We start from the raw sequence: 24,789 nt of genomic DNA on the forward strand, positions 1-24,789 counted from the left end.
CCGACACTAGCCGAAGATGCAATGAGGGAACTGCAACTTAGAACTGGTACACCAGACCGACGGCCACAACATCATCTTTCGGAATGGCTAAAGCATTGTCATCTTTCAGCAGGTTGATTTTGTATTCGCTGTAGACCGACATGTTTTTGTTGAAGTAGTAGGTTCCGCCGACACCAATGTATTTAACAATATCAACATCGCCAATACCTTCCACGTCTTTGGCTTTAGAGGATACGTAGCCGATAGAAGGGCGCAGACCGTTCAGGAACTGATACTGTGCAACCGCTTCAAAGTTGACGGCTTTGTTAGCAAAACCACCGGTGATTGGCGTGGCGTTCTGCGTTTCACCGTAGATGGTTGCCAGATAAATCTGGTTGGCGTCATATTTCACACCGGCAGTCCAGTGCTGCGCTTTCTCGCCGTCGCCGCGCGCGGCCAGGTTCTGCGCATTGGTACGATCCAGGCTGGCGTATGCACCCAGCAGGCTCAGACCGAAATCGAAATCATAGGAAGTAGAGAGCGCGTAACCATCGCCATTTGAACGACGTACTGCAACACTCGCATCGCTACGATCGTTTTTACCTTCATACTGCGCCGCAACGTTCCAGCCTTTCACCAGACCGAAGAAATCTTTGTTGCGCCATGTCAGCACGCCACCTGAGCGGCCAGACAGGAACGCATCGGTATAACCGGAATCACCGCCGAAGAATGGCAGCATATCGGTAACACCCAGCACGTCATAAATCAGGCCGTAGTTACGACCGTAATCAATCGAGCCAAACTGACCAAACTTCAAGCCTGCAAAGCCCAGACGGGTTTTGTTACCGGTGTTAGCATCGCTGCCTTCTGAGTTGCTCAGGCTGTACTGATACTGCCATTGACCATAGCCAGTCAGTTGGTCACTGATTTTGGTTTCGCCTTTAAAGCCCAGACGGGTGTAAGACGAGTTGTCGCCATTTGCCGCATCGTTATCAGAGAACAAATGCGAGACGTTAATTTTGCCGGTCAGATCCAGCTTGTTACCATCTTTATTGTAGATTTCGGCGGCCTGAGCCGAAGAAATTCCCAGCAGTAAAGGCATCACTGCTGCCAGTAAGGAGCGCTTCATCATTTAATTTTTACCCTGTGATATTTTTTAATTTTATCCCCAAGGTTGGGGTGAAAAGAAAATGACACAAAAGGTTCAAGATCTATAGTGCAATATATGTAACTAAACATTTCCAGTTGGCTTTTTGTGTGATTTTTAATCCTTAATTCCATTATGTGGAATCTTATATTGGTTAAACTTATCTATTAATGGTTGAGGTAATCGATGGATTTAATATGCAGTAAGTTGATTAATAAGCATTTTATGAAATTAAAAGAAGCGTAAACATTGTGGCTATCATGTTCCTGAAATAGCACAAGCCTATGCATTATTGTTCAATAGTAAATATCTGAATCCCGCTAATCATTAGCAGGGTAATTACTTGGTACATGGCTTTGTGTCTGGTTATTTCCATTCTGATAATAACCTTGGTCACGAAATGTTATTTAGCCTTAATTTAAGATTTGTTCCTGGTTAAATAATATCCAGTGGCGTTATTGAGATGTTAAAACGAATGTAAAACGCCCCCGCACAAAGCTGCACACTTTGGGCACTTCACTGCACCAATCCGGTTCATAACGCCCCAAAAAAGGGCTTTAAAAGCGCTATTTTGGCGAATTATTTCCTGCGCGATCACAAAAGCAATATTTCATTTTGTAGATGCATAAATCCGCTAAATAAATTGCTGCGACAGCGTCGGCATCAGACATTTATTCACTTTTTATGCATTAAGTGTGAATAGTGATAGCAGTTAAGTTGTTGATATTCCGTTGTGGTAAGACGTTTATGCATTTTAACCGCTGGCTGGCACGCTAACTGCAATATACATTAGAGCGGTCACTTAACATTTTTAACAAATTTAAAACAAAGGCTTCGCGGGTTGTGAAGCAGGAGAAAGGGCTATGTCACTGCAGGTTTCACGTCAAAATTTTGATCAATGGATGATGCCAGTTTATGCACCCGCAGCGTTTGTTCCGGTGCGTGCCGAAGGTTCAACGCTCTGGGATCAGCAGGGGAAAGAGTATATCGACTTCGCCGGTGGCATTGCGGTTAACGCCTTAGGTCATGCCCATCCCGCTTTACAGCAGGCCCTGACTGAACAAGCGGGCAAATTGTGGCATACCGGTAATGGCTACACCAATGAGCCGATTCTACGCCTTGCCAAACAGCTGATTGATGCCACGTTTGCCGATCGCGTGTTCTTCTGTAACTCCGGCGCCGAAGCGAATGAAGCGGCGTTGAAGCTGGCGCGTAAAACCGCACACGATCGCTTCGGTGCGGAGAAAAATGGCATCGTGGCGTTTAAAAATGCGTTCCACGGCCGCACGCTGTTTACTGTGACAGCGGGCGGGCAGCCGGCCTATTCACGTGATTTTTCCCCACTGCCTCCGGCCATTGACCATGCGGTGTTCAACGATCTGGCCTCGGCAGCGGCGCTGATTAATGACCAAACCTGCGCGGTGATCGTTGAGCCGATTCAAGGTGAAGGCGGCGTGCTGCCTGCCGATCCCTCTTTCCTGCGCGGCCTGCGTGAACTCTGCGATAAACATCATGCCGTGCTGATTTTTGATGAAGTGCAGAGCGGCGTGGGTCGTACCGGTTCGCTGTATGCCTACATGCATTACGGCGTGACGCCCGATGTGCTGACTACGGCAAAAGCGCTGGGTGGCGGCTTCCCCATTGGCGCGATGCTAACGCGGGAAGATTTAGCCCAGGTCATGGGCGTGGGCACCCACGGCACCACCTACGGCGGCAATCCGCTGGCGGGCGCTGTGGCGGGCAAAGTGATGGAGCTGATTAACCAGCCGGACTTCATGGCGGGCGTTGCCGAGCGTCATCAGTGGTTTGTTGCCGCGTTGCAAGAGCTGAACCAGCGTCTGCCGGTGTTTAAAGAAGTGCGCGGACTCGGGCTGCTGATTGGGGCTGTGCTGAACGACGACTTCGCCGGTAAGGCCAAACAGTTCAACCTCACCGCCGCTGAAGAGGGCGTGATGGTGCTGATTGCCGGCGCTAACGTGGTGCGATTTGCGCCGGCGCTCAACATCAGCGAACGCGAAGTGAAAGAGGGTCTGGCGCGCTTCGAACGTGCCTGTGAACGCGTGCTCAAAGGAGCCACATCATGATGGTGATTCGCCCCGTCGAACGTGACGATCTTGCGCAGTTGTTGTCGCTGGCGGGCAAAACCGGGGGCGGTTTAACCTCGCTGCCCGCGGATAGCGATACGCTCAAAGCGCGTATTGAGCGTTCGCTGCTCACCTGGCAAGGTGCGCTGCCGCGCGCCGAACAAGGCTATGTATTTGTATTGGCTGATAGCGAGGACAATCGCGCCGTCGGTATCTGCGCCATTGAAGTCGCGGTTGGCTTACAGGATCCCTGGTATAACTTCCGCGTCGGTACCCAGGTACACGCGTCGAAAGAGCTTAACGTCTATGCCAGCTTGCCCACGCTGTCACTGTGCAACGACCATACCGGCAGTAGCGAGATGTGCACGCTGTTTCTCGATCCTGACTACCGCGATGGCAAAAATGGCTATCTGTTGTCGAAATCGCGCTTCCTGTTTATGGCCAACTTCCGCGATCGCTTTATGAAACGCGTGGTGGCGGAAATGCGTGGCGTCAGCGATGACAACGGGCACTCGCCATTCTGGGACAGCGTGGGCAGCCGCTTCTTCTCTATGGAGTTCAGCAAGGCGGATTTCCTCAGCGGCACCGGCCAGAAAGCCTTTATCGCCGAGCTGATGCCGAAACATCCGCTCTACATTGACTATCTGTCCGAGGCGGCGCAGAAGGTGATTGGTGAAGTGCATCCGAAAACGGCGCCAGCGCGCGCGGTGCTCGAGGCAGAAGGCTTCCGTTATCTCAACTACATCGACATCTTCGACGGCGGCCCAACGCTGGAGTGCGAGATCGATCGCATTCGCGCGATTCGTAAAAGTCGACTGCTGACCGCGCAACCGGGTTCAGCGGATGAAAACTGGCCGCTATGTCTGGTGGCGAATGCCGATTACCAACATTTTCGCGTGGCGCTGCTGCCGGTCGACATGGCTTCCGGCATTGTGTGCCTCAATGAGAGCCAGCGCGCGGCGCTGCAGTGTAAACATGGCGATGAACTGCGTGTGGTCACGCTGTGTCGCGAGGAGAAAAAAGCATGACGCATTTTATTCAGGGTCAATGGTTGACCGGCGGCGCGGACGCCTTTAGCAAACAAAATCCGGTAACCGGTGAAACGCTATGGCAGGGTAAGGCAGCCTCGGGATCGCAAGTGGCTGCAGCCTGTGAAGCAGCGCGCGCGGCATTTCCGCTGTGGGCGAGAAAGCCCTTTGCAGAACGTCAGGCGCTGGTAGAGGGTTTTGCGCGTCTGCTTGAAAGCCATAAAACGGCACTGGCAGAAACTATCGCTCAGGAGACCGGCAAGCCGCGCTGGGAAACGCTGACCGAAGTGCAGGCGATGATCAATAAAATCGCCATTTCAATTAAGGCTTATCACAGCCGCACCGGCGAACAGGCCGACGGCGAGAGCTCATTACGCCATCGGCCGCACGGCGTGCTGGCGGTGTTTGGCCCCTACAATTTCCCTGGGCATCTGCCGAACGGTCATATCGTCCCGGCGTTGCTGGCCGGTAACTGCGTGGTGTTTAAACCGAGCGAACTGACGCCGATGACGGCGCAGAAAACCGTTGAGCTGTGGGAACAGGCGGGCTTGCCGGCGGGTGTCATCGCGCTGGTGCAGGGCGGTCGCGAAACCGGCCAGGCGTTGGCGAATGAACCGCAGATTGATGGCCTGCTGTTTACCGGTAGCGCGGCCACCGGCTATCACCTGCATCGCCAGTTTGCCGGTCAGCCAGATAAGATGCTAGCGCTGGAGATGGGCGGTAACAATGCGCTGATTGTGGAGGAGCCTTCTGACGTGGAGGGTGCGGTGCATATCGCCATTCAGTCGGCGTTTATTACCGCCGGACAGCGCTGCACCTGCGCGCGTCGTCTGCTGGTGAAACGCGGCGCGGCGGGGGATGCGTTCCTGCAGCGTTTGATTGAGGTGACGGCACGCCTGCAGCCGGGCGCGTGGAACGCCGAGCCACAACCCTTTATGGGCAGCGTGATTTCGCCAACAGCCGCTGGACATATTTTTGCCGCCTGGCAGCAGCAGGTTGAACAGGGCGGAAAAGTGCTGCTGGGTATGCACTGGCCGGATCGTGACAGCGCCATTATTACCCCGGGCATCATTGACGTTACCGAGATCAATGATTTAGCGGATGAAGAGGTGTTTGGCCCGCTGCTGCAGGTGATTCGCTACGACCGCTTCGAGCAGGCAATCGCCATCGCCAATAACACCCGCTATGGCCTGTCGTGTGGTTTGATCTCACCGCAGCGCGCGCAATTTGATCAGCTGCTGCTGGAAGCGCGCGCCGGTATCGTTAACTGGAATAAACCGCTCACCGGCGCTGCCAGTACCGCACCGTTTGGCGGCATTGGCGCTTCGGGTAACCATCGTGCCAGCGCCTGGTACGCCGCCGATTACTGCGCATGGCCCATGGCATCGCTGGAAAGTCCCGCTATGGCGCTGCCGGGCAGCTTATCGCCGGGCCTCGATTTCTCGCCGCAGGGAGCTAAATAATGAAAGCCTTTGAAGCCAATTTTGATGGGCTGGTCGGGCTGACGCACCATTACGCCGGGTTGTCGTTTGGCAATGAAGCTTCGACGCGCAACCAACTGCAGCCTTCCAACCCGCGTCTGGCGGCGAAACAGGGCTTGTTGAAGATGAAAGCGCTGGCGGATATGGGCTACGTGCAGGGCGTGATTCCGCCGCATGAACGGCCCAATCTGCCACTGCTGCGCCAGCTGGGCTTCAGCGGCAGCGATGAGCAGGTGTTGGCGCAAGCGGCGCAACACGCGCCGCAGCTGTTATCGGCGGCCAGTTCGGCCTCGGCCATGTGGGTAGCGAATGCGGCGACGGTTTCTCCGTCCGCCGACAGCGGCGATGGGCGCGTGCATTTCACCGTCGCTAACCTCAATAACAAATTCCACCGGGCGATTGAAGCGCCAGAAACCGCCGATCTGCTGCGCGCCATCTTCCGCAATCCTCAGCACTTTAGCGTGCACGACGCGCTGCCGCAGGTGGCGCAGTTTGGCGATGAGGGCGCGGCAAATCACAATCGCTTCGGCAGCGATTACGGCGATGCCGGGGTGCAGCTGTTTATTTATGGTCGCGACGGCCAGCAGCAGGGTGCGACACCGGCACGTTATCCGGCGCGACAAACGCGCGAAGCCAGCGAAGCGGTGGCGCGTTTACATCAGCTGCACGGCGATCGCACGCTGTTCGCTCAGCAGAATCCTGCGGTGATCGATCAGGGTGTGTTTCATAACGACGTGATTGCGGTGAGCAATCAGCAGGTGCTGTTCTGCCATCAGGATGCGTTTGTTAATCAACCGCAGCTGCTGAGCGATCTCGCCGCGCGCGTCAGCGGTTTTCAGCCGATTGAGGTGCCACGTGATAAAGTGTCGGTCACCGATGCAGTGAACACTTATCTGTTTAACAGCCAGTTATTGCAACGTGCAGAGGGCGGCATGCTGCTGGTGTTACCGGAGGAGTCGCGTCAGCATCCTGGCGTGTGGCGCTACCTTACGGAGCTGGTAGAGAGCGGCGGACCGATTCGGGAACTTAAGGTATTTGACCTGCGTGAAAGCATGTTTAACGGCGGCGGACCGGCCTGCTTACGTTTGCGCGTGGTATTGACCGAAACCGAGCGTCAGGCGCTGAATCCGGCGGTGCTGATGAACGATCGCCTGTTTGCTACCCTTAACCATTGGGTTGATCGGCACTATCGCGATCGCTTAACCCAGGCCGATTTAGCCGATCCGCAACTGCTGCGTGAAGGGCGCACCGCGCTGGATGAGCTGACGCAGCTGCTAGACTTAGGCAGTGTCTACGCGTTTCAGCGTTAACGCCGGGGCGAGAGGTTCGCCCCACGTCGTTAAAAAGGAGTGAACATGCAGGATTTTTTACAGCAGACCTTGTCTGGTGAACCGCCACAGCAGCGAGAAGGGAGCAATGACCATCTCAGTTGGCAATGGCACAACGAGGGGCTGATGTCCCTCACGCCGCATACTCCAACGCAGCAGGCGCTGGTGCTTTCTGCGGGGATTCACGGTAATGAAACTGCGCCAGTCGAAATTCTCAATCTGTTACTGACGCCGCTGCTCAAGGGCGAAAAGCCGCTGGCAGTGCGCTTGCTGGTTATTTTGGGCAATCCCGCAGCGTTACGCAGCGGCAAGCGCTATCAGCAGCACGATATCAATCGTCTGTTTGGCGGCCGCTGGCAGCAGGTGGCCGATGTCCCCGAAGCGCAGCGCGTGCTGCAGCTGGAGCAAGAGCTGGAGAGTTTCTGGCGCGCCTGTCTCGACCATGAAGTGCGCTGGCATCTCGATCTGCATACCGCGATTCGTGGTTCGTATCATGCGCGATTTGGCGTGATGCCCCTGAATCCCAATCCGTGGCCTGAGGACTTTATGCACTGGCTGGCGGCAGCAGAAATGGAAGCGCTGGTGTTCCATCGTTCACCGGGCGGGACCTTTACCCATTACAGCTGCGAACACCACGATGCGGCGAGCTGCACGCTGGAACTTGGCAAAGCGCTGCCGTTTGGTGAAAACGATCTTAGCCAGTTTAGCGGGGTGCAGCAGGCGCTGGCAGCCTTGCTGTATGGCGATGCCTTGCCGGAGGTCCGCGAGCAACCGCACCACTATCGCGTGTCGCAGCAACTCACCCGGCACGGTGATAAGTTTGTCCTGCATATGGGACCGGAAACCTTGAACTTCACCGCTTTCCCGCAGGGAACGTTACTGGCGGAAGAGGGGGAGCGGCGTTACTTCGTGCAGCAAGCGCGGGAGTATGTATTGTTTCCCAATCCCAACGTGGCGCCGGGATTACGCGCCGGATTGATGCTGGTGGAAGAGAACGAACAGACGCAGGCGCTGACGCTCTGATTTGCCCTCACCCCAGCCCTCTCCCGCAAGCGGGCGAGGGAGCCGAACGTACGGTCTGAAGATCCATCCGTCGCTCTACCTAATCATTCCCTCTCCCGCTTGCGGGAGAGGGGTAGGGTGAGGGAAAGTAGTACTAACGATCCTGTGCATATTCCGCTATCTGAAAACCGACAATACCGTTACACTCCTCCATAATTCCTGCGTTTTTCCTTTGATTGTCATAAACTTTTTCAATTCTTCACGCATTTCTTCTCTTTCCCTCCATGATTGCCTGAACTCTGTCTTTTATGCTTTCAGGGCTTTACTCAGCCTCTGAGTAGTTGACGTTCAGCGTCGTATGCTTGTTTCCGAAGACGCGACACAGGCTGTCGTCATTAAACTGATAAATAAGGACAATATTATGCGTAAATTAACTTCTGTGTTCCTGGCTACCGCAATGGCACTGGGTGCCGCCAATATCGTCCATGCAGCGGCAGACAACCTGACTCCGCCACCCGCGGGCAGTGAAAAACCGATGCATAAGCCGCCGATGCGCCATCACGGCATGGAGATGATGTTCAAAGGCCTTAACCTGACTGATGCGCAGAAAACGCAGATCAAAACCATCCTGCGTGATGGCCATAAAGATATGAAGCGTCCGTCGCTGGAAGAGCGTCGCGCTGACCACAGCATCATCGCTTCAGATACCTTTGACCGGGCCAAAGCTGAGGCGCAGGCAGAGAAGATGACCGCGAATGCGAAAGATCGCGCTCTGCAGATGATGGAGACTCAGAACAAAATTTATAACGTGCTGACACCTGAACAGAAGAAACAGTACAACGCGAACTTTGAGAAGCGCTTAACCGAGAAAGGTCCGCACGATGGCAAAACGCCGCCACCGCCGGCTGATGCTGAATAAGTTCTTTCGCTAACTGAATAGAGACCGCCGACGTTGTCCACTGCTTTCGATCTTGCATCGATACCTTGGGCAACGTCGGCGGTTTTGTTTTACAGCTCAATCAGCGGGAACACGCCCGATAGCAGCGGGCGACAAAGGATTTTATAGCCGTCATGATCGAAGCCGTGCGAGGCGCGCTGCAGCTGGCGTGCTTCGGCTTCGCTGCTCACCGACCCCAGCCAGAACCAGTGGTCGATCACGTGGATCTGCGTGATATCTGCACCACGTTCAACCATGCCAACCGGGCCTTGCCAAGGCCAACACATGATGCGCATCTGCTCTAACGCGGCATGCAAACGCTGCTGATGCTCAGCGACCGACTCCTTGCCACAGCAAGCACCCGCGCAGCGCTTAAGGGCGGCACGAAAACAGCCGCGCCCTGGACGCAAAGACTCCAGCCCCAGCAAACCGTGACACAGGCGTTGCTCATCGGCGATGGTTTTCAGCTTCTCCAGCGCGGCAAACCGGCTGCGAAACAGGCCGTACAGATTGGGTGAACGCGAGAAGTCGAGATCTTTGGCATACACCACCTGCGGTGCACCCTCGCCTAACTGTAGCGAGCAGAGCTGACGATTCTTGCGCAGACGCTTGTTGAACAGCGGCTGCTGGGTTTTGATCATCTGCGCTTCCAGCAACTGCGCGCCCACATCGCCGGCGGTGGGGATCCAGCTAACGCGCCGCGCCTGACGCAGCATGCTGGCTTCATCTGGCGTGCGAAAATGCGCCATTACCCGACTACGCAGGTTGACGCTTTTGCCGATATACAGCGGCAGATTTTCGCTTTCACCGTGAAAGGTATACACGCCCGGCTGATTGGGTAAGCCTTCCAGCCACTGACGTAGATGTTCAGGATATTGATAGATTGCTGCCGCATCGAAATCGAGGCGGTGGCTGGCTGCACGTCTGACCAAAGCACACTCCGATTACTGGTTGTCCATCCAGTATATCAAACTGTGCTTTTTCTCGCCAGTCAGCGGTTAGGAGAAAGTTTCCCGCAACGACGGCGGGAAACGGGGCGCGCTTACTTCTTCCAGAAGTCGTCGAACACGGTGATCGGCGGGCGACGTTTATGCTCGGTTTTCAGATACCAGCCTTCAATGGTTTTGGCCGCGGCGGCATCAATGGTTTTGCCTTCCAGATAAGCATCAATTTGCTGATAGGTGACGCCAAGCGCCACTTCATCCTGCAAGCCTGGGCGATCGTCTTCCAGATCGGCGGTAGGATGCTTGAGATAAAGGTGCTCCGGGCAACCCAACGTTTTTAGCAGCTGTTTGCCCTGGCCTTTGTGCAAGCGGAAGATGGGGTTGATATCGCTGCCGCCGTCACCGTATTTGGTGAAGAAACCGGTGATGGCTTCCGCCGCATGGTCAGTGCCGACCACCACGCCTTTGGTCATGCCGGCGATGCTGTACTGCGCTTTCATACGTTCACGGGCTTTTTCATTACCACGTACGAAATCCGATACGCTAATACCGGCCTCTTTCAGTGCGCGCTCGCTGGCCAGAATCGCTTCTTTGATATTCACCACCAGCGTGCGATCCGGCTGGATAAAGGCTAGCGCGTCCTGACAATCCTGCTCATCGGCCTGCACGCCATAGGGCAAGCGGACAGCGATAAAGGTGTAATCGTTATCGCCGCTCTCTTCACGCAGCTCACGAATCGCGGTTTGCGACAGGATGCCGGTGAGAGTGGAATCCTGTCCGCCGCTGATACCGAGCACCAGCGTTTTCAAAAAGGGATGGGCTTTCAGGTAAGACTTCAGAAAATCAACGCTGACGCGGATCTCCTGCTGCGGGTCGATAACGGGCTTAACCCCAAGGGCTTCAATGATTTCCTGTTGCAAAGACATGAATCTCTCCTCAAGTCAGTAGCCTGACGGCACAATGCGAATCATCTGCTAAAGCTAACGCCTCTGTCGGCAAACAACAAGCCGCACGGTTTGTTGTGCGGATTATTTGCTGGCAAATCAGACGTTTTTTGACTTCTGTACTAACAAATTGAACGACACAATCGCCAGCATAAAGCAGCCAAAAATAGTGCCCGTCATGCTCACCACCGATGTGCCACCAAGGCCAGTGATCGGTACGCTGATGGCGCCAAAGGTGAACATGCCCACGCCAATTACGGCGGAAGCGCTGCCCGCGCGTTGCCCCTGGCTCTGCATCGCCAACGATGAGGCGGTAGTGGCAATAACACCATTACTGGCAATGGTGAAGAACAGGGCGACCAACAGAATCGGCAGCGCCGCTCCCGTTAGTCCCGCCAGCAGCAAGCAGCTGGATGCGACGAAGGCCAGCGTCAGACCGCCTTTCAATACGCGATATTCGCCCCACAGCGGACACAGGCGCGCACTGGTTTGTGATGCAATAATCAGGCCGAGGCCGTTGGCAGCAAAACAGAAGCTGAAGGCCTGCGGTGTCAGACCATACAGTTGTTGCAGCACAAACGGCGAAGCGCCGATGTAAGCGAACATGCCGGACATCATAAAACCCTGCGTCAGGCAGAAGCCCATAAACTGACGGTGCGTCACCACCTGGCCCAGCGCTGCCCATGCGGAAAAAATCGAGCCCTGGCTGCGGCGTTCGGCGGGTAAGGTTTCATGCAATTTCCAGCGCGCGAGGAAAATCAACACCACGGCGATACAGCCCAGCACCACAAAGATGCCGCGCCAGTTTAGTACTGTCATTAACGCGCCGCCCAGTACCGGTGCACCAATCGGTGCCAATCCGTTGACCAACATCAGTAGCGCAAAGAAACGCGTTAATTCATGGCCGCTATACATGTCACGAGCAATCGCGCGCGACAGTACCGCGCCGCCTGCGCCCGCCAATCCTTCAAACAGACGCGCTATCAGCAACGCGTTGATGTCCTTGGCCAGCGCACAGCCAATTGAGGCAATAAACAGCAGCACCAGCGATAACAGCAGCGGCCGGATGCGGCCAAATTTGTCACTCATCGGCCCAAACAGCAGCTGGCCCGCGCCAAGACCGAGCAGGCCGGCGGTCAAACTCAGTTGCGCGGTGGCGGTTTCCGTTTGCAAATCACGCGCCAGTTCCGGCAGGGCAGGCAGGTAAAGATCGATACAAAGTGGCCCGAGCGCAGCGAGCAGGCCAAGCGTAATGGCATAAGCCAGGCGGTTAGAAGGTGCAGGTGTCATTTATCCTCTGTCTTAATTCATCACTATCGGTATTTTTTCGCGGGGGATTATACGAAGCGTAGCGCGCCAACACAGCATTTTTACGAAAACCTAACGCTTCGGATTTTGGTGAAATTTATCCCATAAAGTTGATAAATCTGGATTTATGTTCCAGGCTTATCTCACATGGACAAAAAAACGAGGAACAACAACATGAATAAAGTGATGGGATGTATCGCTGCCGCTATGACGCTGGCAGCCCTGTCGGGTTGTACGACTTATGACAAAGCTGAAAGCTACGTGACCAAGCCAGTAGTGAAAGATGTGAAGAAAGGGATGACGCGTGATCAGGTGCGCCAGATTGCCGGTCCAGCCTCCACGGAGATCACCATGGTTCACGCGCGTGGTACTTGCCAGACTTATGTCATTGGCGAGCGCGATGGCAAACCTCAGACCTACTTCGTGAGCTATAACGATACCGGTCGCGTGATGAATTATGGCTTCCAGAGCTGTAAAGATTACGATACCGATCCGCAAGCGGCTCAGTAAGCGCAGCAGTAGAATTATAAACGGCCCGTCATTGACGGGCCGTTTTTCGTTGTCGCGCTTATAAACCGTAAGGGCGTGGCACTTCGACATAATCGCCGCCAATCTCGCGCTGGTAGTAATGACCTTCCTGCACGTAGTAGCGCTTGCCGTTGAAATCCAGCACGCGCATCCCGCCGCCGGGCGGCGCTTTAGGCGGCTGGACCACCACGTAGGTGTCGCCCTGACGCTGATAGTAGTTGCCGTTTAGCACGTAATAGGTCAGTCCCCCCAGTAGCACGGCGGTTGCCGCTTCCGGTAAGAAGCGCAACGGGCCCGGGCCGCCCCAATGCGGGCCTCCACCCCAATGTGGACCTGGGCCGGGACCCCAACCGCCGGGATGAGCGAAACTGATAGCTGGCGTTAATAAGGTTAACGCCAGCAGCGAGGCGATAACTTTTTTCATCGGTGATTCTCCTGCTGTGATGAGCAGCAGAATTGGCTTTCCTGAGGGAAAACTCAAGCGAAAAGCCGTCGATTTTTCCTCTGTTTACCACGCTTAACGCTTTCCTGACGCTGGCACCATGATTGGGGCGAATTCGACAGAAAAAGGCAAAAAAAACGGCAGACCTTGCGGCCTGCCGTTATCGAAATCATAAGACGTTAGCGATGCGCCAGTTCGGCGTGCTCGTCGCTCTCCAGCACTTGCTTGTCGGTCAAACCGAGCCAGCGACTGGTCAGTGAACCGGCGGTCATTGAGCCGTTAACGTTGAGCGCGGTACGGCCCATATCGATCAGCGGCTCGATGGAGATCAGCAGTGCGACCAGCGTCACTGGCAGGCCCATCGCGGGCAGCACAATCAGCGCGGCGAAAGTTGCACCGCCACCGACGCCCGCAACACCCGCAGAGCTCAGCGTGACAATCCCCACCAGCGTGGCAATCCACATCGGATCAAACGGGTTGATACCCACCGTAGGCGCAACCATCACCGCCAGCATGGTGGGATAGAGACCCGCACAACCGTTCTGACCAATAGTGGCACCGAACGAGGCTGAGAAGCTGGCGATAGATTCCGGCACACCAAGACGACGCGTTTGCGTTTCCACGTTCAGTGGAATACTCGCGGCGCTGGAGCGGCTGGTGAAAGCGAAGGTAATCACCGGCCACACTTTACGGAAGAAGCGCATTGGGTTGATGCCGTTGACCGACAGCAGCAGCGCGTGCACAGCAAACATGATCGCCAGGCCGAGGTAAGAGGCCACCACGAAACCACCTAGCTTGATGATGTCCTGCAGGTTAGAACCCGCCACGACTTTGGTCATCAGCGCCAGCACACCGTACGGCGTCAACTTCATGATCAAGCGCACCAGCTTCATCACCCACGATTGCAGGGTATCGATCGCCACCAGTACGCGCTCGCCCTTAGCCTTGTCATCTTTCAGCAGTTGCAGCGCTGCCACACCGAGGAAGGCAGCAAAAATGACCACACTAATGATCGAGGTTGGATTGGCGCCGGCCATATCGGCAAACGGGTTTTTCGGGATGAATGACAGCAGCAGCTGTGGCGTGCTGAGGTCGGCCACTTTGCCCACATAGTTGCTTTGAATCGCACTCAGACGCGCGGTTTCCTGCACGCCTTGTACCAAACCTTCAGCACTCAGGCCAAACAAGCCGGTCACCATTACGCCGACCAGCGCAGAAATCGCTGTGGTGAACAACAGCACGCCAATGGTCAGTACGCTGATTTTGCCCAACGATGATGCATTATGCAGACGCGCTACCGCACTCAGGATAGAGGCGAACACCAGCGGCATCACAATCATTTGCAGCAGTTGAACGTAGCCGTTACCGACGATGTTGAACCAGCCAATCGATGCTTTTACCGTGGCGCTGTTTTCGCCGTAAATGGTTTGCAGCGCCAGACCGAAAGCCACGCCCAATACCAAACCGGTCAATACGCGCTTTGACAGGCTCCAGCTTTGATTACCAATGCGATTCAGCAGAATCAGCAGCGCGACAAACGCCACGATGTTAATAATTAGGGGAATATCCATGCTCAACTCCAGAAGGTGCTGCGCCATGAGATTATGATGGCGCAGAAAACAGTAAGTCCCCTTTAGGGAATATTGGGAATGTTATCAGTTCAGTGCGGAGCGGGCTTATACCCAAAAAGAATGTTTTATAACTTTATCGCTTGAATTGTCGGGTTATTGACCGTTTTGACCATTAACCAGCCGACCGACGCCATTTTGTAGCGTATTAAACAGCTGTTCCGGCCAACCATTAGCACCAAAAGAGGGCAGCCCGGGTGGGAACCACAGAGCATAACCGACTAATGCCAGGCAAAGCGCACGCTCAAATTGGTTACCTTTCTGGCTATTCAGTATCGGTAAACGGAAGCGCCAGCGGCAGGGCCATAACAAGGGTACGCCCGCTGGCGTTAGCATGTCGGCGACGATATGGCTGAGATAACCCAGCGTCATCCCCTGCAGCACATCGGCGGGGAGAAACCAGTTGGCGGGCACATTGATCTGAAATAGCCATAAGCTGAGCGCCACGGCCAGCAAACTGTGGGTAAAACCGCGATGGCCAAAAGCGCGGGCAATCGGATGCGATAGCCACCTCAGCCGCTGGCCTAATACGGATTTCGGGTGATCGATATCGGGCAGCAGGCAGGTGAGAAGCGCAGCAGGCACTAAATGCCACCAATCGGCGCTGGCCATCACTGGCGTCAGTTCCGCGCGCTTGGCAAAAATGGCGCTGGCAATGGCAAAGATAATATGGCCTTCGGCCGTCATGATAAAACCTGGCTGCATAAAACTGTCGATGCATCCAGTATAGGGATTTATCCAGTGAATGAGAATGGTGACGCTGTAACGAAGCGTTAATAATTTTGGCATTCCCGCGCCACAATGACGCGGGAAAAGAACGGGTTAGCTTAGCGTGCTAACCATCCGCCATCGACGGCTAAAGTGTAACCCTGGACATAATCCGAGGCGCTGGAGGCGAGGAACACGATGGGACCCATCATATCGTCCGGCATGCCCCAGCGACCTGATGGAATGCGGCCGAGAATCTCCTCGTTGCGCGATTCGTCACTGCGCAGCTGTTCGGTGTTGTTAGTTGCCATGTAGCCCGGCGCGATGGCATTGACGTTAATGCCGTGTTTCGCCCACTCGTTGGCCATCAGGCGGGTTAATCCCATGACCGCACTTTTCGAGGCGGTATAAGACGGCACGCGAATCCCGCCCTGGAACGAGAGCATGGAGGCGATGTTGATGATCTTGCCGCCGTTGCCTTGCGCGATAAACTGCCGCGCCACCTGCTGCGACAAGAAGAACAGGCTTTTGCTGTTGATGTTCATCACATCGTCCCAATCCTGCTCACTGAAGTTAAGTGCATCTTCGCGGCGAATAATGCCGGCGTTATTGACCAGAATGTCGATATGCCCGGCCTGTGCGACAGCCTGTTGCACAATCTGTGGCACGACGGCGGGTTTAGTGAGATCGGCCTGAATTGACCAGAAGCGACGGCCTAACGCCTCGACTTTGGCCTGGGTATCATCTGGCCCCGCGCGATTGACGCCAATGATGTCACAGCCCGCTTGCGCCAGCCCGAGTGCCATGCCCTGACCTAATCCGGTGTTACAGCCGGTCACCAGCGCGATTTTGCCTTCAAGATTAAATGCGTTGAGTATCATGCTTCGCTCCTTGTTAGCGCAGCGCGCTGATGTTGACGTGATCCATGTCATCGAACACCTGGTTTTCACCCACCATGCCCCAGATAAAGGTATAGCGTTGCGTTCCAACGCCAGCATGAATTGACCAGCTGGGTGAAATCACCGCCTGTTCGTTGTGTACTAACAAATGACGCGTCTCCTGCGGCTGGCCCATCATATGAAACACGGCGCTGTCATCGGCCATATCAAAGTAGAAATAGACCTCCATACGCCGCTCGTGGGTGTGGCACGGCATGGTATTCCACAGATTACCGTCATCGAGACGCGTTAGTCCCATTGTCAGTTGGCAGGTCGGCAGCACGTCCGGCACGATGAATTTATTAATGGTGCGACGATTGGAGGTGGCGGCATCGCCTAAGGTGGCTTTTACGGCCTCGTCGAGGGTGATTTTCTTGTCTGGGAAGTGAGTATGTGCTGGCGCGCTGTTGTAGTAAAACTTCGCGGGCTGATGAGCATCGCTACTGTGGAATATCACGCTCTGTGCACCTTGCCCCACGTACAGCGCTTCCTGCTGGCCAATCTCCCAGGTTTTGCCGTCTACCTCAATTACACCTGGCCCACCAATATTGATGACACCCAGTTCGCGGCGCTCAAGGAAGTAGCTGACGCCCAACTGTTTACCTACTTCATGACCGATGGTCACCGCTTTATGCACCGGCATTACGCCGCCGATGATGATGCGATCGATATGGCTGTAAGTCAGGGTGTAGTTATCGGCGTCGAAAATTTTTTCGATCAGAAACTCGCGGCGTAAACCGGTGGTATCCAGGGTTTTGGCATGATCGCTGTGAATGCTTTGACGTACGTCCATCTCAGGCCTCTCAAGAGTCAAAGGAATGGTCCCGATGCGGGTCTTCGGGCATCTTAGGCAGGATGAGACATGAATTCAATAAAAATGAAACGATGTTTTATTTATTTGCGTGATCGATCAACTTGCATAAAAAAGCCCGCGTTGAGCGGGCTGCGATTAACCGTGCAGATGTTCAGGTCTGAGTTGGGTAAGATCCGTAAGAATGATGTTCGCCAGTGACCAGCGCGCATCGTCACGATGCTCGGGCGCGGGCACCACAATCGAACGCATCCGTGCGGCTTTGGTCGCAATCATGCCGTTGAAAGAGTCTTCCAGCGTGACGCAGTTGAGCGGATCAATACCTAATTTTGCTGCGGCGTCGAGATAGACCTGCGGATGCGGCTTGCTGTAGGGCAACGCTTCGGCGGAGGCCAGCACATCAAAGTATTTCCGCAAGTCGAACATCGCCAACACGCGTTCCAGCATGTGCAACGGTGAGGCGGAGGCAAGGCCAATTTTCAAACCTTGCTGCTGGCACAATTGCAGCGCCTGTTCCACGCCGGGCAGCAGTGGCCGCGTCTCTTCCACCAGCGCCAGCGCGCGGGCGATAATGCGATTGGTCACTTCCTGCTGATCCGGCCCCTGCCACGGCAACGCTTCGAACCACATACGCACGGTTTGATCGATGCGCAGGCCTAACGTATCCGGCAACTCGTGGCGGCGGGTGATATCCACACCGAGGCTGGCGAAAATATCCAACTCTGCCCGATCCCATAGCGGTTCGGAGTCGATCAGCAATCCGTCCATATCAAAAATGGCGGCCAATACAGGACGACGATATGACATACAACAGCTCCCTTTGAAATTTGGTTTACCTTAGCATGAGACCTGCAGAAAGCCGACTGACGGCAGGCCACGCATTTTTCAGGAAAAATGGCGTTAGTGCAGGTAGACTTAGGCAAACTATTTTTGGTTCAGGGAGACACCATGACTTACCAACAGGCTGGCCGCATCGCCATCCTTAAGCGTGTGGCTGGCTGGGTGATTTTCATACCGTCACTGCTATCCACCATCATTTCGCTGCTGGGCTATATGTTTAAGCACAGTGAAAAGCAACCAGGCATTGATGCGGTGATGCTCGATTTTGTCCATGTCATGGTCGATATGGTGAAGTTCAATACACCGTTTCTCAATGTATTCTGGCAAAACTCACCGGTGCCGGAATTTAACGGCGGCGCGAATATCGGATTCTGGCTGATCTACATCCTGATTTTTGTCGGCATCGCCTTACAGGCATCTGGTGCTCGGATGTGGCGTCAGTCGCGCCATATTAAAGAGGGAATTGAGGATCAGCTGATCCTGGAACAGGCTAAAGGCAGTGAAGGGCGCACGCGCATGCAACTGGAAGAGAAAATTCACATTCCACGCCACACCATTTTTTTGCAGATTTTCCCGCTTTATATCTTGCCTATCGTTATCGCTATCGCCGGGTATTTCGTGCTTAAGCTGCTCGGTATGCTGTAAAACGTCAGGCCGGTTTGGCCTGACGAGCTCCCAATACATCTTCATCTAACAACTGGCCGATGGCGAACTGGGCTTCGCCCGTCCAGTTGCCGCCGAACACGTTAGCGCGATTGAGCAAGTAATAGAGCTGATAAACCGGCTGACGCTGTGAGAAACCCTCTGCCAGCGGCCAAACAGCATGGTAGCCATCATATATCTGGCGTGGTAGGTCAGCGTAATAACTCAGCATGGCCAGATCGCATTCACGATCGCCCCAGTAACAGGCGGGATCGAACAGCCACGGGCCGTTGACGCTACCTGCACAGTTGGCTGGCCATAGATCGCCGTGTAGTAAAGAGGGCTGCGGATGATGGTTGGCTAAAGCGCGCTGTACGCAATCGACAATCAGCTCGGTATTGCCATAATGCACGCCCTTCTCAGCGGCCAGCTGGAGCTGCCAGCCGATGCGTTGCTCAGCAAAGAACACCGACCAGCGACGTAACCAGCTATTCGGCTGCGGCGAGGTGGTGATGTTGTTGTCGTAATCGAGACCAAATTGCGGTTGCTCGCTCCATTGATGCAGGTGCGCGAGTTGCTGACCGAGCTGGAAGGCGCTCTTGTCGTTTAAGGGTTCGGGCGCAATATACTCCAGGAGCAGGAAGCTGGTATCGCGATCGTTGCCGACGCCATACACTTTTGGCACGCGCACCGTTTGCGTGCGTGCCAGCAAATCAAGTTGATCCGCTTCCCAACTAAACAGCGTGAGCATGTCGCGAGTATTACATTTGACGAACACCTCCAATTCCCCGTAACGGATACGCCACGCAGGGTGAACGTCGCCGCCGGGAAGTTCCTGGCGTTCAGTAATTTCGGCATCGCCGGCGTATTCGCTTAACAGACGACTAATGGTTGACCACATCGGGTAATCCTCTTTATTCGCTGCGTAAGTTCGATTGTAACGCGCAAAACTTCAGCAAACCTGACGTCGATGCGGTTTTTTACAATGCGTCAGGATTGGTTTTTCAGAAATGCTTCCAGCGTAGTGACTTCAACCTCGGGTTTATGGTCCAGCGCAATTTGGGCATATCCCGCCGCTTGCTCAGCAACGTCATGTTCCTCTAAGGCGCTGACGATACCAAAGCTGTTGGTGCCAAGTTCATGCGGATGGCCGTCATTATCGTTTAATGAGGTGCTATATCCGCCATTAATCATGGCGCTGTTAACGGACTGCAAGTCACCCAAGCCATTTTCCTGGTATTTCAACGTGACAATGTAACGTTTTAGGTCATGGTCACTCATTATTCACCTCATTGTTATCGAACAGATTTCAGCGTAGACCAGCAGGCTGAATAGAGCGAATTTCGAGCAATTTATTGCTTTGCGTGAGACGTAAATCTGCGTCAAGAGAGTTAAGAGAATTCTTGTTGTTTTTGGGCTGCTATTTGGTTATTTGCCCCCTATAATGCGCAACGAAAATGGGAGAAATCCCATTAAATGAGCGCTCCAGCGGCTTTCCTGGCTTTTTTTGTGAGTACATGCTTTTTTACAAAACTTACGCTAAATTGCATTGCTTGGCCGGAGAAACGCTTCAAACTCTTCGTTTTTTAAACTGTCGTACGGATTACTTTTAATGAAAGCCTTCAACAAGCTGTCCGCTATTTTATTGCTCTCTGCTGGAGCATTTTGTCACCAGGCATTGGCAGATAACGCCGTTTTCACCTCAATGGATGACCCTTCCACGGCGAAAAAACCGTTTGAAGGCACTGCGTCAGCGGGTTATCTGGCTCAAACCGGTAACACCACCAGCTCTTCGCTGAGTGCTGCTACCAATATGACGTGGTACCAAACCAACACCGCATTGAGTCTCTGGGGCAATGCTTCAAACAACTCATCTAACGATGAGCGTTCATCTGAGACCTATAACATCGGTGGTCGTAGCCGTTACAACCTTAATAGCGCTGATTACCTGTTTGGTCAGGCGAGCTGGTTAAGCGATCGTTTCAACGGTTATGATTCACGCGACGTGCTGACAGCCGGTTACGGTCGTCAGATCCTCAACGGTCCGGTTCACTCACTGCGTGCTGAATTCGGTCCGGGTGTACGTTACGATGATTTCCGCGAAGGCGGTCATGAAACCAAAGCGCTGGGTTATGGCGCAGTGAGCTACCAGTGGCAGCTGACGGATACCACCAAGTTTATTCAGGGTGTATCTGTGCTGAGCAGCTTCGGTGAAGACACCACGCTGAACTCAGAAACCGCGTTACAGGTGGCTATCAATGATCACTTCGCACTGAAACTGGGTTATAACGTGACCTGGAATAACAACCCACCAGAATCTGCGCCCGATCGTACCGATACTAAAACCACGATCCAGCTCTCATACGCGATGTAAGCGAGCCGTGTGTGAATCACCGCTGCCAGGCCTGCGCCTCGCGGCGGTTTTTTTTATTTCTCTTTAGCTTAGCGAATCTCCGCACGGGTTTTGATCGGCGGCGAAAGCTGCTATTATCATCGCCGCTTTACATTCCTGGCGTCATTCCGACAACGTGGGTCTGACATCACGCCGGGTTACACACTACGAAACTCAGTTTTGCATGTAGGCTTTCGTGTGGCTTACCACTGCATTTAAGGATATGAAATGCCAGTAATTACTCTTCCTGATGGCAGCCAGCGCAGCTTTGACCGTCCCGTTAGCGTGATGGATATCGCTCTGGATATTGGACCGGGTTTGGCGAAAGCCTGTATCGCCGGTCGCGTGAATGGCGAGTTGGTTGATGCGGTTGATCCCATCACCGAAGATGCTCAGGTAGCGATTATTACCGCTAAAGACGACGCCGGTTTAGAAATCATTCGTCACTCGTGTGCACACCTGTTAGGGCATGCGATTAAGCAGCTGTGGCCAAACACCAAGATGGCTATCGGCCCGGTGATCGATAACGGTTTCTATTATGACGTCGATCTGGAACATACGTTAACTCAGGAAGATCTTGAGCTGCTGGAAAAACGTATGCACCAGCTGGCTGAAAGCAATTATGATGTTGTTAAGAAGAAGGTGAGCTGGCAGGAAGCACGTGACGTGTTTGCCGAGCGTGGCGAAAGCTATAAAACCACTATTCTTGACGAGAACATCAGCCATGACGACCGTCCTGGCCTGTATCACCATGAAGAATACATCGACATGTGCCGCGGTCCGCACGTGCCGAATATGCGTTTCTGCCATCACTTCAAACTGCAGAAAATCTCCGGAGCTTACTGGCGCGGCAACAGCGATAACAAAATGCTGCAGCGCATCTACGGTACGGCCTGGGCGGATAAAAAACAGTTGGCTGCCTATTTGCAGCGCCTGGAAGAAGCGGCGAAACGCGATCACCGTAAAATCGGTAAGCAGCTTGATCTGTACCACATGCAGGAAGAAGCACCGGGCATGGTGTTCTGGCACAATGACGGCTGGACCATCTTCCGCGAGCTGGAAGTGTTTGTGCGTACCAAGCTGAAAGAGTACGACTATCAGGAAGTAAAGGGTCCGTTCATGATGGACCGTGTGCTGTGGGAAAAAACCGGTCACTGGGAAAACTACAAAGAAGCGATGTTCACCACCTCTTCAGAGAACCGTGAATATTGCATCAAACCCATGAACTGCCCAGGCCACGTGCAGATCTTTAATCAGGGTCTGAAATCCTACCGCGACCTGCCGCTGCGTATGGCGGAGTTTGGTAGCTGCCATCGTAACGAACCTTCAGGTGCGTTACATGGTCTGATGCGTGTACGCGGCTTTACTCAGGATGATGCTCACGTCTTCTGTACCGAAGATCAGGTACGTGATGAGGTGAATAGCTGTATCCGCATGGTATACGACATGTACAGCACCTTCGGTTTTGAAAAAATCGTGGTGAAACTGTCGACCCGTCCGGAAAAACGTATCGGTACCGACGAAATGTGGGATCGTGCGGAAGTGGATTTGGCAGAAGCGCTGAAAGAGAATGACATTCCATTCGAATATCAGCCAGGAGAAGGTGCCTTCTACGGCCCTAAAATTGAGTTTACCCTGTACGATTGTCTCGACCGCGCCTGGCAGTGTGGCACCGTTCAGCTAGACTTCTCCCTGCCAAAGCGTCTGGACGCTACTTTTGTCGGCGAAAACAACGATCGCCAGACACCGGTAATGATTCACCGCGCAATTCTCGGTTCGATGGAGCGCTTTATCGGCATCCTGACCGAAGAGTTCGCTGGATTCTTCCCGAGTTGGTTGGCGCCGGTGCAGGCTGTAGTGATGAATATCACCGACAGTCAGTCAGAATATGTCAGTGAACTGACAAAGAAATTGCAGAATGCGGGCATTCGTGTCAAAGCAGACTTGAGAAACGAGAAGATAGGCTTTAAAATCCGCGAGCACACATTACGTCGCGTCCCTTATATGCTGGTTTGCGGTGACAAAGAGGTGGAAGCAGGCAAAGTTGCCGTGCGCACCCGCCGTGGTAAAGACCTTGGGAGCATGGACGTAGATGTGTTTGTTGAGAAGCTGCAACAAGAGATTCGCAGCCGACATCTTCACCAATTAGAGGAAACAGGTTATTAAAGGCGGAAAACGAGTACAACCGACACGTCCGAACCGTATCAACGGCGAAATCCGAGCCACCGAAGTGCGCTTAACTGGCGTAGACGGTGAGCAACTTGGCATTGTCACCTTGCGTGAAGCCATTGAGAAAGCTGAAGAAGCTGGCGTAGATTTAGTTGAAATCAGCCCGAACGCCGAACCGCCGGTTTGCCGTATTATGGATTACGGCAAGTTCCTTTATGAAAAGAGTAAGTCTTCTAAGGAACAGAAGAAGAAGCAGAAAGTTATCCAGGTTAAGGAAATCAAATTCCGTCCTGGTACCGATGATGGCGACTATCAGGTCAAACTACGCAACCTGATTCGCTTTCTGGAAGAGGGCGATAAAGCCAAAATCACGCTGCGTTTCCGCGGTCGTGAGATGGCGCACCAGCAGATCGGTATGGAAGTGCTTAACCGCGTCCGTAAAGATCTGTGTGAAGACATGGATCTGGCGATTGTCGAATCCTTCCCTTCGAAGATCGAAGGTCGTCAGATGATCATGGTGCTCGCTCCTAAGAAGAAACAGTAGGCCTTCAAGTAATAATGCCGCGCAGCGCTTGCGTTGCGCGGATTTTTATTCGCCTATCTGATTCATTTTATTAACAATGCGAAGTGGATATTTGTAAAAATGCCAAAGATTAAAACTGTACGTGGCGCCGCTAAGCGCTTTAAGAAGACCGCTTCTGGTGGCTTCAAGCGTAAGCACGCAAACCTGCGTCATATTCTGACTAAAAAGTCTACTAAGCGTAAACGTCACCTGCGTCCGAAAGGCATGGTGTCTAAAGGCGATCTGGGTCTGGTTATTGCCTGCCTGCCGTACGCATAAGTAAACTTTTTATAAATTTGCCTGAAAACGTTGCGTAACGGCCATTGGCTTGCAGGGTATAAGGCGTCACAGAATATGATAAAGGAGAGCTCACATGGCTCGCGTTAAACGTGGTGTAATTGCTCGCGCACGTCACAAGAAAATCTTAAAACAAGCTAAAGGCTACTACGGTGCACGTTCACGTGTATACCGCGTTGCCTTCCAGGCTGTTATCAAAGCTGGTCAGTATGCTTACCGTGACCGTCGTCAACGTAAGCGTCAGTTCCGTCAACTGTGGATCGCGCGTATCAACGCTGCGGCTCGTCAGAACGGTATCTCTTACAGCCGTTTCATCAATGGCCTGAAAAAAGCCTCTATTGAAATCGACCGTAAGATTCTGGCTGACATCGCTGTATTCGACAAAGTGACATTTACTGCACTTGTTGAAAAAGCAAAATCAGCTCTGGCGTAAGTCAGTTGAAAAAGGGAGCTTGCTCCCTTTTTTATTACCCGCAACTCGCGCAAAAGATTGACATTTTGGCCGCTGCGCATTTCAATAGTGCGGTTTCTAACATGACAAGGTAACGCAAGCATGAATGCTGCTATTTTCCGTTTCTTTTTTTACTTTAGCGCCTGAACATCAGGGGCTTTTGCGCATAAGAAAAGAAACGAAAAATCGCGCTGAAAGC

At 53.6% G+C, this 24,789-nt stretch carries 26 protein-coding genes and 1 other annotated feature (1 of these 27 running past the window's edge); of the genes, 14 read left to right on the forward strand and 12 right to left on the reverse strand.

What is annotated here, in order from left to right; translation table 11 throughout:
• Positions 1-37: 37 nt before the first annotated feature.
• Positions 38-1,111: a porin OmpC gene (locus PMI17_RS21135; protein WP_007892586.1), complete on the reverse strand. Its 1,074-nt coding sequence runs from the start codon at positions 1,109-1,111 to the stop codon at positions 38-40.
• Positions 1,112-1,989: 878 nt separating this feature from the next.
• Between PMI17_RS21135 and PMI17_RS21140 the strand changes: the two genes are divergently transcribed.
• From PMI17_RS21140 to spy, 6 genes are all read left to right on the forward strand, one after another.
• On the forward strand, positions 1,990-3,210 hold the full coding sequence (locus PMI17_RS21140; RefSeq protein ID WP_007892589.1) for an aspartate aminotransferase family protein: 1,221 nt from the start codon (positions 1,990-1,992) through the stop codon (positions 3,208-3,210).
• Positions 3,207-4,238, forward strand: coding sequence for an arginine N-succinyltransferase (gene astA / locus PMI17_RS21145; RefSeq protein WP_007892592.1), 1,032 nt, complete (start codon positions 3,207-3,209; stop codon positions 4,236-4,238). The genes PMI17_RS21140 and astA overlap by 4 nt, the downstream gene beginning before the upstream one ends.
• On the forward strand, positions 4,235-5,701 hold the full coding sequence (gene astD / locus PMI17_RS21150; protein WP_007892595.1) for a succinylglutamate-semialdehyde dehydrogenase: 1,467 nt from the start codon (positions 4,235-4,237) through the stop codon (positions 5,699-5,701). The genes astA and astD overlap by 4 nt, the downstream gene beginning before the upstream one ends.
• Positions 5,701-7,029, forward strand: a complete 1,329-nt coding sequence (gene astB, locus PMI17_RS21155; RefSeq protein ID WP_007892606.1) for an N-succinylarginine dihydrolase — start codon at positions 5,701-5,703, stop codon at positions 7,027-7,029. Before astD ends, astB begins: the two co-directional genes overlap by 1 nt.
• Positions 7,030-7,074: 45 nt before the next feature.
• Positions 7,075-8,070, forward strand: a complete 996-nt coding sequence (gene astE / locus PMI17_RS21160; protein WP_007892607.1) for a succinylglutamate desuccinylase — start codon at positions 7,075-7,077, stop codon at positions 8,068-8,070.
• Between the two features lie 400 nt (positions 8,071-8,470).
• Complete coding sequence (gene spy / locus PMI17_RS21165) at positions 8,471-8,968, forward strand: ATP-independent periplasmic protein-refolding chaperone Spy (RefSeq protein ID WP_007892608.1); 498 nt, start codon at positions 8,471-8,473, stop codon at positions 8,966-8,968.
• Between the two features lie 89 nt (positions 8,969-9,057).
• Here spy and cho read toward each other — a convergent pair whose 3' ends face one another.
• The 3 genes from cho to PMI17_RS21180 form a co-directional block, all read right to left on the reverse strand.
• Positions 9,058-9,918: an excinuclease Cho gene (gene cho / locus PMI17_RS21170; RefSeq protein WP_007892609.1), complete on the reverse strand. Its 861-nt coding sequence runs from the start codon at positions 9,916-9,918 to the stop codon at positions 9,058-9,060.
• A gap of 110 nt (positions 9,919-10,028) precedes the next feature.
• Positions 10,029-10,856: an ammonia-dependent NAD(+) synthetase gene (gene nadE / locus PMI17_RS21175; protein ID WP_007892610.1), complete on the reverse strand. Its 828-nt coding sequence runs from the start codon at positions 10,854-10,856 to the stop codon at positions 10,029-10,031.
• Positions 10,857-10,973: 117 nt separating this feature from the next.
• Complete coding sequence (locus PMI17_RS21180) at positions 10,974-12,164, reverse strand: multidrug effflux MFS transporter (protein WP_007892611.1); 1,191 nt, start codon at positions 12,162-12,164, stop codon at positions 10,974-10,976.
• A 192-nt stretch (positions 12,165-12,356) separates the two neighbouring features.
• Here PMI17_RS21180 and osmE point away from each other — a divergent pair, with 192 nt between their 5' ends.
• Entirely contained in the window at positions 12,357-12,692 is a 336-nt protein-coding gene (gene osmE, locus PMI17_RS21185) for an osmotically-inducible lipoprotein OsmE (RefSeq protein ID WP_007892614.1), read from the forward strand.
• Between the two features lie 58 nt (positions 12,693-12,750).
• Here the strand turns inward: osmE and PMI17_RS21190 are convergent, their stop codons facing one another.
• The 6 genes from PMI17_RS21190 to hxpB all read right to left on the reverse strand — a co-directional run bounded on the left by PMI17_RS21190 (position 12,751) and on the right by hxpB (position 18,044).
• Positions 12,751-13,134, reverse strand: coding sequence for a DUF6515 family protein (locus PMI17_RS21190; RefSeq protein ID WP_007892617.1), 384 nt, complete (start codon positions 13,132-13,134; stop codon positions 12,751-12,753).
• Positions 13,135-13,331: 197 nt separating this feature from the next.
• Positions 13,332-14,723, reverse strand: a complete 1,392-nt coding sequence (locus PMI17_RS21195) for an L-cystine transporter (RefSeq protein WP_007892621.1) — start codon at positions 14,721-14,723, stop codon at positions 13,332-13,334.
• A 153-nt stretch (positions 14,724-14,876) separates the two neighbouring features.
• Complete coding sequence (locus PMI17_RS21200; protein ID WP_007892630.1) at positions 14,877-15,467, reverse strand: metal-dependent hydrolase; 591 nt, start codon at positions 15,465-15,467, stop codon at positions 14,877-14,879.
• A gap of 140 nt (positions 15,468-15,607) precedes the next feature.
• The gene (gene kduD, locus PMI17_RS21205) at positions 15,608-16,369 is read right to left on the reverse strand and encodes a 2-dehydro-3-deoxy-D-gluconate 5-dehydrogenase KduD (RefSeq protein ID WP_007892633.1); all 762 of its coding nucleotides are present in this window, start codon (positions 16,367-16,369) and stop codon (positions 15,608-15,610) included.
• A gap of 13 nt (positions 16,370-16,382) precedes the next feature.
• Positions 16,383-17,219, reverse strand: coding sequence for a 5-dehydro-4-deoxy-D-glucuronate isomerase (gene kduI / locus PMI17_RS21210; protein ID WP_007892636.1), 837 nt, complete (start codon positions 17,217-17,219; stop codon positions 16,383-16,385).
• 156 nt (positions 17,220-17,375) lie between these two features.
• Positions 17,376-18,044, reverse strand: a complete 669-nt coding sequence (hxpB, locus tag PMI17_RS21215) for a hexitol phosphatase HxpB (protein WP_007892639.1) — start codon at positions 18,042-18,044, stop codon at positions 17,376-17,378.
• Between the two features lie 141 nt (positions 18,045-18,185).
• On the opposite strand from hxpB, the gene PMI17_RS21220 reads away from it, so the two are divergent.
• Complete coding sequence (locus tag PMI17_RS21220) at positions 18,186-18,722, forward strand: YniB family protein (RefSeq protein ID WP_007892642.1); 537 nt, start codon at positions 18,186-18,188, stop codon at positions 18,720-18,722.
• 4 nt (positions 18,723-18,726) lie between these two features.
• Here PMI17_RS21220 and PMI17_RS21225 read toward each other — a convergent pair whose 3' ends face one another.
• Complete coding sequence (locus PMI17_RS21225; protein WP_007892644.1) at positions 18,727-19,620, reverse strand: fructosamine kinase family protein; 894 nt, start codon at positions 19,618-19,620, stop codon at positions 18,727-18,729.
• Between the two features lie 89 nt (positions 19,621-19,709).
• Positions 19,710-20,000, reverse strand: a complete 291-nt coding sequence (gene ghoS, locus PMI17_RS21230; protein WP_007892647.1) for a type V toxin-antitoxin system endoribonuclease antitoxin GhoS — start codon at positions 19,998-20,000, stop codon at positions 19,710-19,712.
• Between the two features lie 331 nt (positions 20,001-20,331).
• Between ghoS and PMI17_RS21235 the strand changes: the two genes are divergently transcribed.
• From PMI17_RS21235 to pheM, 6 genes are all read left to right on the forward strand, one after another.
• The gene (locus PMI17_RS21235; RefSeq protein WP_007892650.1) at positions 20,332-21,093 is read left to right on the forward strand and encodes a YdiY family protein; all 762 of its coding nucleotides are present in this window, start codon (positions 20,332-20,334) and stop codon (positions 21,091-21,093) included.
• A gap of 246 nt (positions 21,094-21,339) precedes the next feature.
• Entirely contained in the window at positions 21,340-23,277 is a 1,938-nt protein-coding gene (thrS, locus tag PMI17_RS21240; RefSeq protein ID WP_007892653.1) for a threonine--tRNA ligase, read from the forward strand.
• Positions 23,273-23,824: a translation initiation factor IF-3 gene (gene infC, locus PMI17_RS21245; RefSeq protein ID WP_036621995.1), complete on the forward strand. Its 552-nt coding sequence runs from the start codon at positions 23,273-23,275 to the stop codon at positions 23,822-23,824. Before thrS ends, infC begins: the two co-directional genes overlap by 5 nt.
• A 99-nt stretch (positions 23,825-23,923) precedes the next feature.
• Positions 23,924-24,121: a 50S ribosomal protein L35 gene (gene rpmI, locus PMI17_RS21250; RefSeq protein ID WP_004157374.1), complete on the forward strand. Its 198-nt coding sequence runs from the start codon at positions 23,924-23,926 to the stop codon at positions 24,119-24,121.
• A 94-nt stretch (positions 24,122-24,215) separates the two neighbouring features.
• Positions 24,216-24,572, forward strand: a complete 357-nt coding sequence (gene rplT, locus PMI17_RS21255) for a 50S ribosomal protein L20 (RefSeq protein WP_007892678.1) — start codon at positions 24,216-24,218, stop codon at positions 24,570-24,572.
• Between the two features lie 115 nt (positions 24,573-24,687).
• Positions 24,688-24,789: a sequence feature (Phe leader region), on the forward strand (it continues 24 nt past the right edge of the window).
• On the forward strand, positions 24,693-24,737 hold the full coding sequence (pheM, locus tag PMI17_RS25430; RefSeq protein WP_106120997.1) for a pheST operon leader peptide PheM: 45 nt from the start codon (positions 24,693-24,695) through the stop codon (positions 24,735-24,737). Its footprint overlaps the feature before it by 45 nt.

It is taken from the genome of Pantoea sp. GM01, assembly GCF_000282675.1.
In the GTDB taxonomy this organism is placed as follows: domain Bacteria; phylum Pseudomonadota; class Gammaproteobacteria; order Enterobacterales; family Enterobacteriaceae; genus Pantoea; species Pantoea nemavictus.

Excerpts from the sequence above, each read along its gene's own strand:
- osmE (WP_007892614.1), top strand. The coding sequence starts at position 12,357 with ATGAATAAAGTGATGGGATGTATCGCTGCCGCTATGACGCTGGCAGCC.
- kduI (WP_007892636.1), bottom strand. The coding sequence starts at position 17,219 with ATGGACGTACGTCAAAGCATTCACAGCGATCATGCCAAAACCCTGGAT.
- PMI17_RS21135 (WP_007892586.1), bottom strand. The coding sequence starts at position 1,111 with ATGATGAAGCGCTCCTTACTGGCAGCAGTGATGCCTTTACTGCTGGGA.
- PMI17_RS21195 (WP_007892621.1), bottom strand. The coding sequence starts at position 14,723 with ATGGATATTCCCCTAATTATTAACATCGTGGCGTTTGTCGCGCTGCTG.
- PMI17_RS21225 (WP_007892644.1), bottom strand. The coding sequence starts at position 19,620 with ATGTGGTCAACCATTAGTCGTCTGTTAAGCGAATACGCCGGCGATGCC.
- PMI17_RS21220 (WP_007892642.1), top strand. The coding sequence starts at position 18,186 with ATGACTTACCAACAGGCTGGCCGCATCGCCATCCTTAAGCGTGTGGCT.
- thrS (WP_007892653.1), top strand. The coding sequence starts at position 21,340 with ATGCCAGTAATTACTCTTCCTGATGGCAGCCAGCGCAGCTTTGACCGT.
- kduD (WP_007892633.1), bottom strand. The coding sequence starts at position 16,369 with ATGATACTCAACGCATTTAATCTTGAAGGCAAAATCGCGCTGGTGACC.
- PMI17_RS21140 (WP_007892589.1), top strand. The coding sequence starts at position 1,990 with ATGTCACTGCAGGTTTCACGTCAAAATTTTGATCAATGGATGATGCCA.
- rplT (WP_007892678.1), top strand. The coding sequence starts at position 24,216 with ATGGCTCGCGTTAAACGTGGTGTAATTGCTCGCGCACGTCACAAGAAA.
- spy (WP_007892608.1), top strand. The coding sequence starts at position 8,471 with ATGCGTAAATTAACTTCTGTGTTCCTGGCTACCGCAATGGCACTGGGT.
- astA (WP_007892592.1), top strand. The coding sequence starts at position 3,207 with ATGATGGTGATTCGCCCCGTCGAACGTGACGATCTTGCGCAGTTGTTG.
- ghoS (WP_007892647.1), bottom strand. The coding sequence starts at position 20,000 with ATGAGTGACCATGACCTAAAACGTTACATTGTCACGTTGAAATACCAG.
- PMI17_RS21180 (WP_007892611.1), bottom strand. The coding sequence starts at position 12,164 with ATGACACCTGCACCTTCTAACCGCCTGGCTTATGCCATTACGCTTGGC.
- astE (WP_007892607.1), top strand. The coding sequence starts at position 7,075 with ATGCAGGATTTTTTACAGCAGACCTTGTCTGGTGAACCGCCACAGCAG.
- rpmI (WP_004157374.1), top strand. The coding sequence starts at position 23,924 with ATGCCAAAGATTAAAACTGTACGTGGCGCCGCTAAGCGCTTTAAGAAG.
- PMI17_RS21200 (WP_007892630.1), bottom strand. The coding sequence starts at position 15,467 with ATGACGGCCGAAGGCCATATTATCTTTGCCATTGCCAGCGCCATTTTT.
- astB (WP_007892606.1), top strand. The coding sequence starts at position 5,701 with ATGAAAGCCTTTGAAGCCAATTTTGATGGGCTGGTCGGGCTGACGCAC.
- nadE (WP_007892610.1), bottom strand. The coding sequence starts at position 10,856 with ATGTCTTTGCAACAGGAAATCATTGAAGCCCTTGGGGTTAAGCCCGTT.
- PMI17_RS21235 (WP_007892650.1), top strand. The coding sequence starts at position 20,332 with ATGAAAGCCTTCAACAAGCTGTCCGCTATTTTATTGCTCTCTGCTGGA.
- astD (WP_007892595.1), top strand. The coding sequence starts at position 4,235 with ATGACGCATTTTATTCAGGGTCAATGGTTGACCGGCGGCGCGGACGCC.
- hxpB (WP_007892639.1), bottom strand. The coding sequence starts at position 18,044 with ATGTCATATCGTCGTCCTGTATTGGCCGCCATTTTTGATATGGACGGA.
- PMI17_RS21190 (WP_007892617.1), bottom strand. The coding sequence starts at position 13,134 with ATGAAAAAAGTTATCGCCTCGCTGCTGGCGTTAACCTTATTAACGCCA.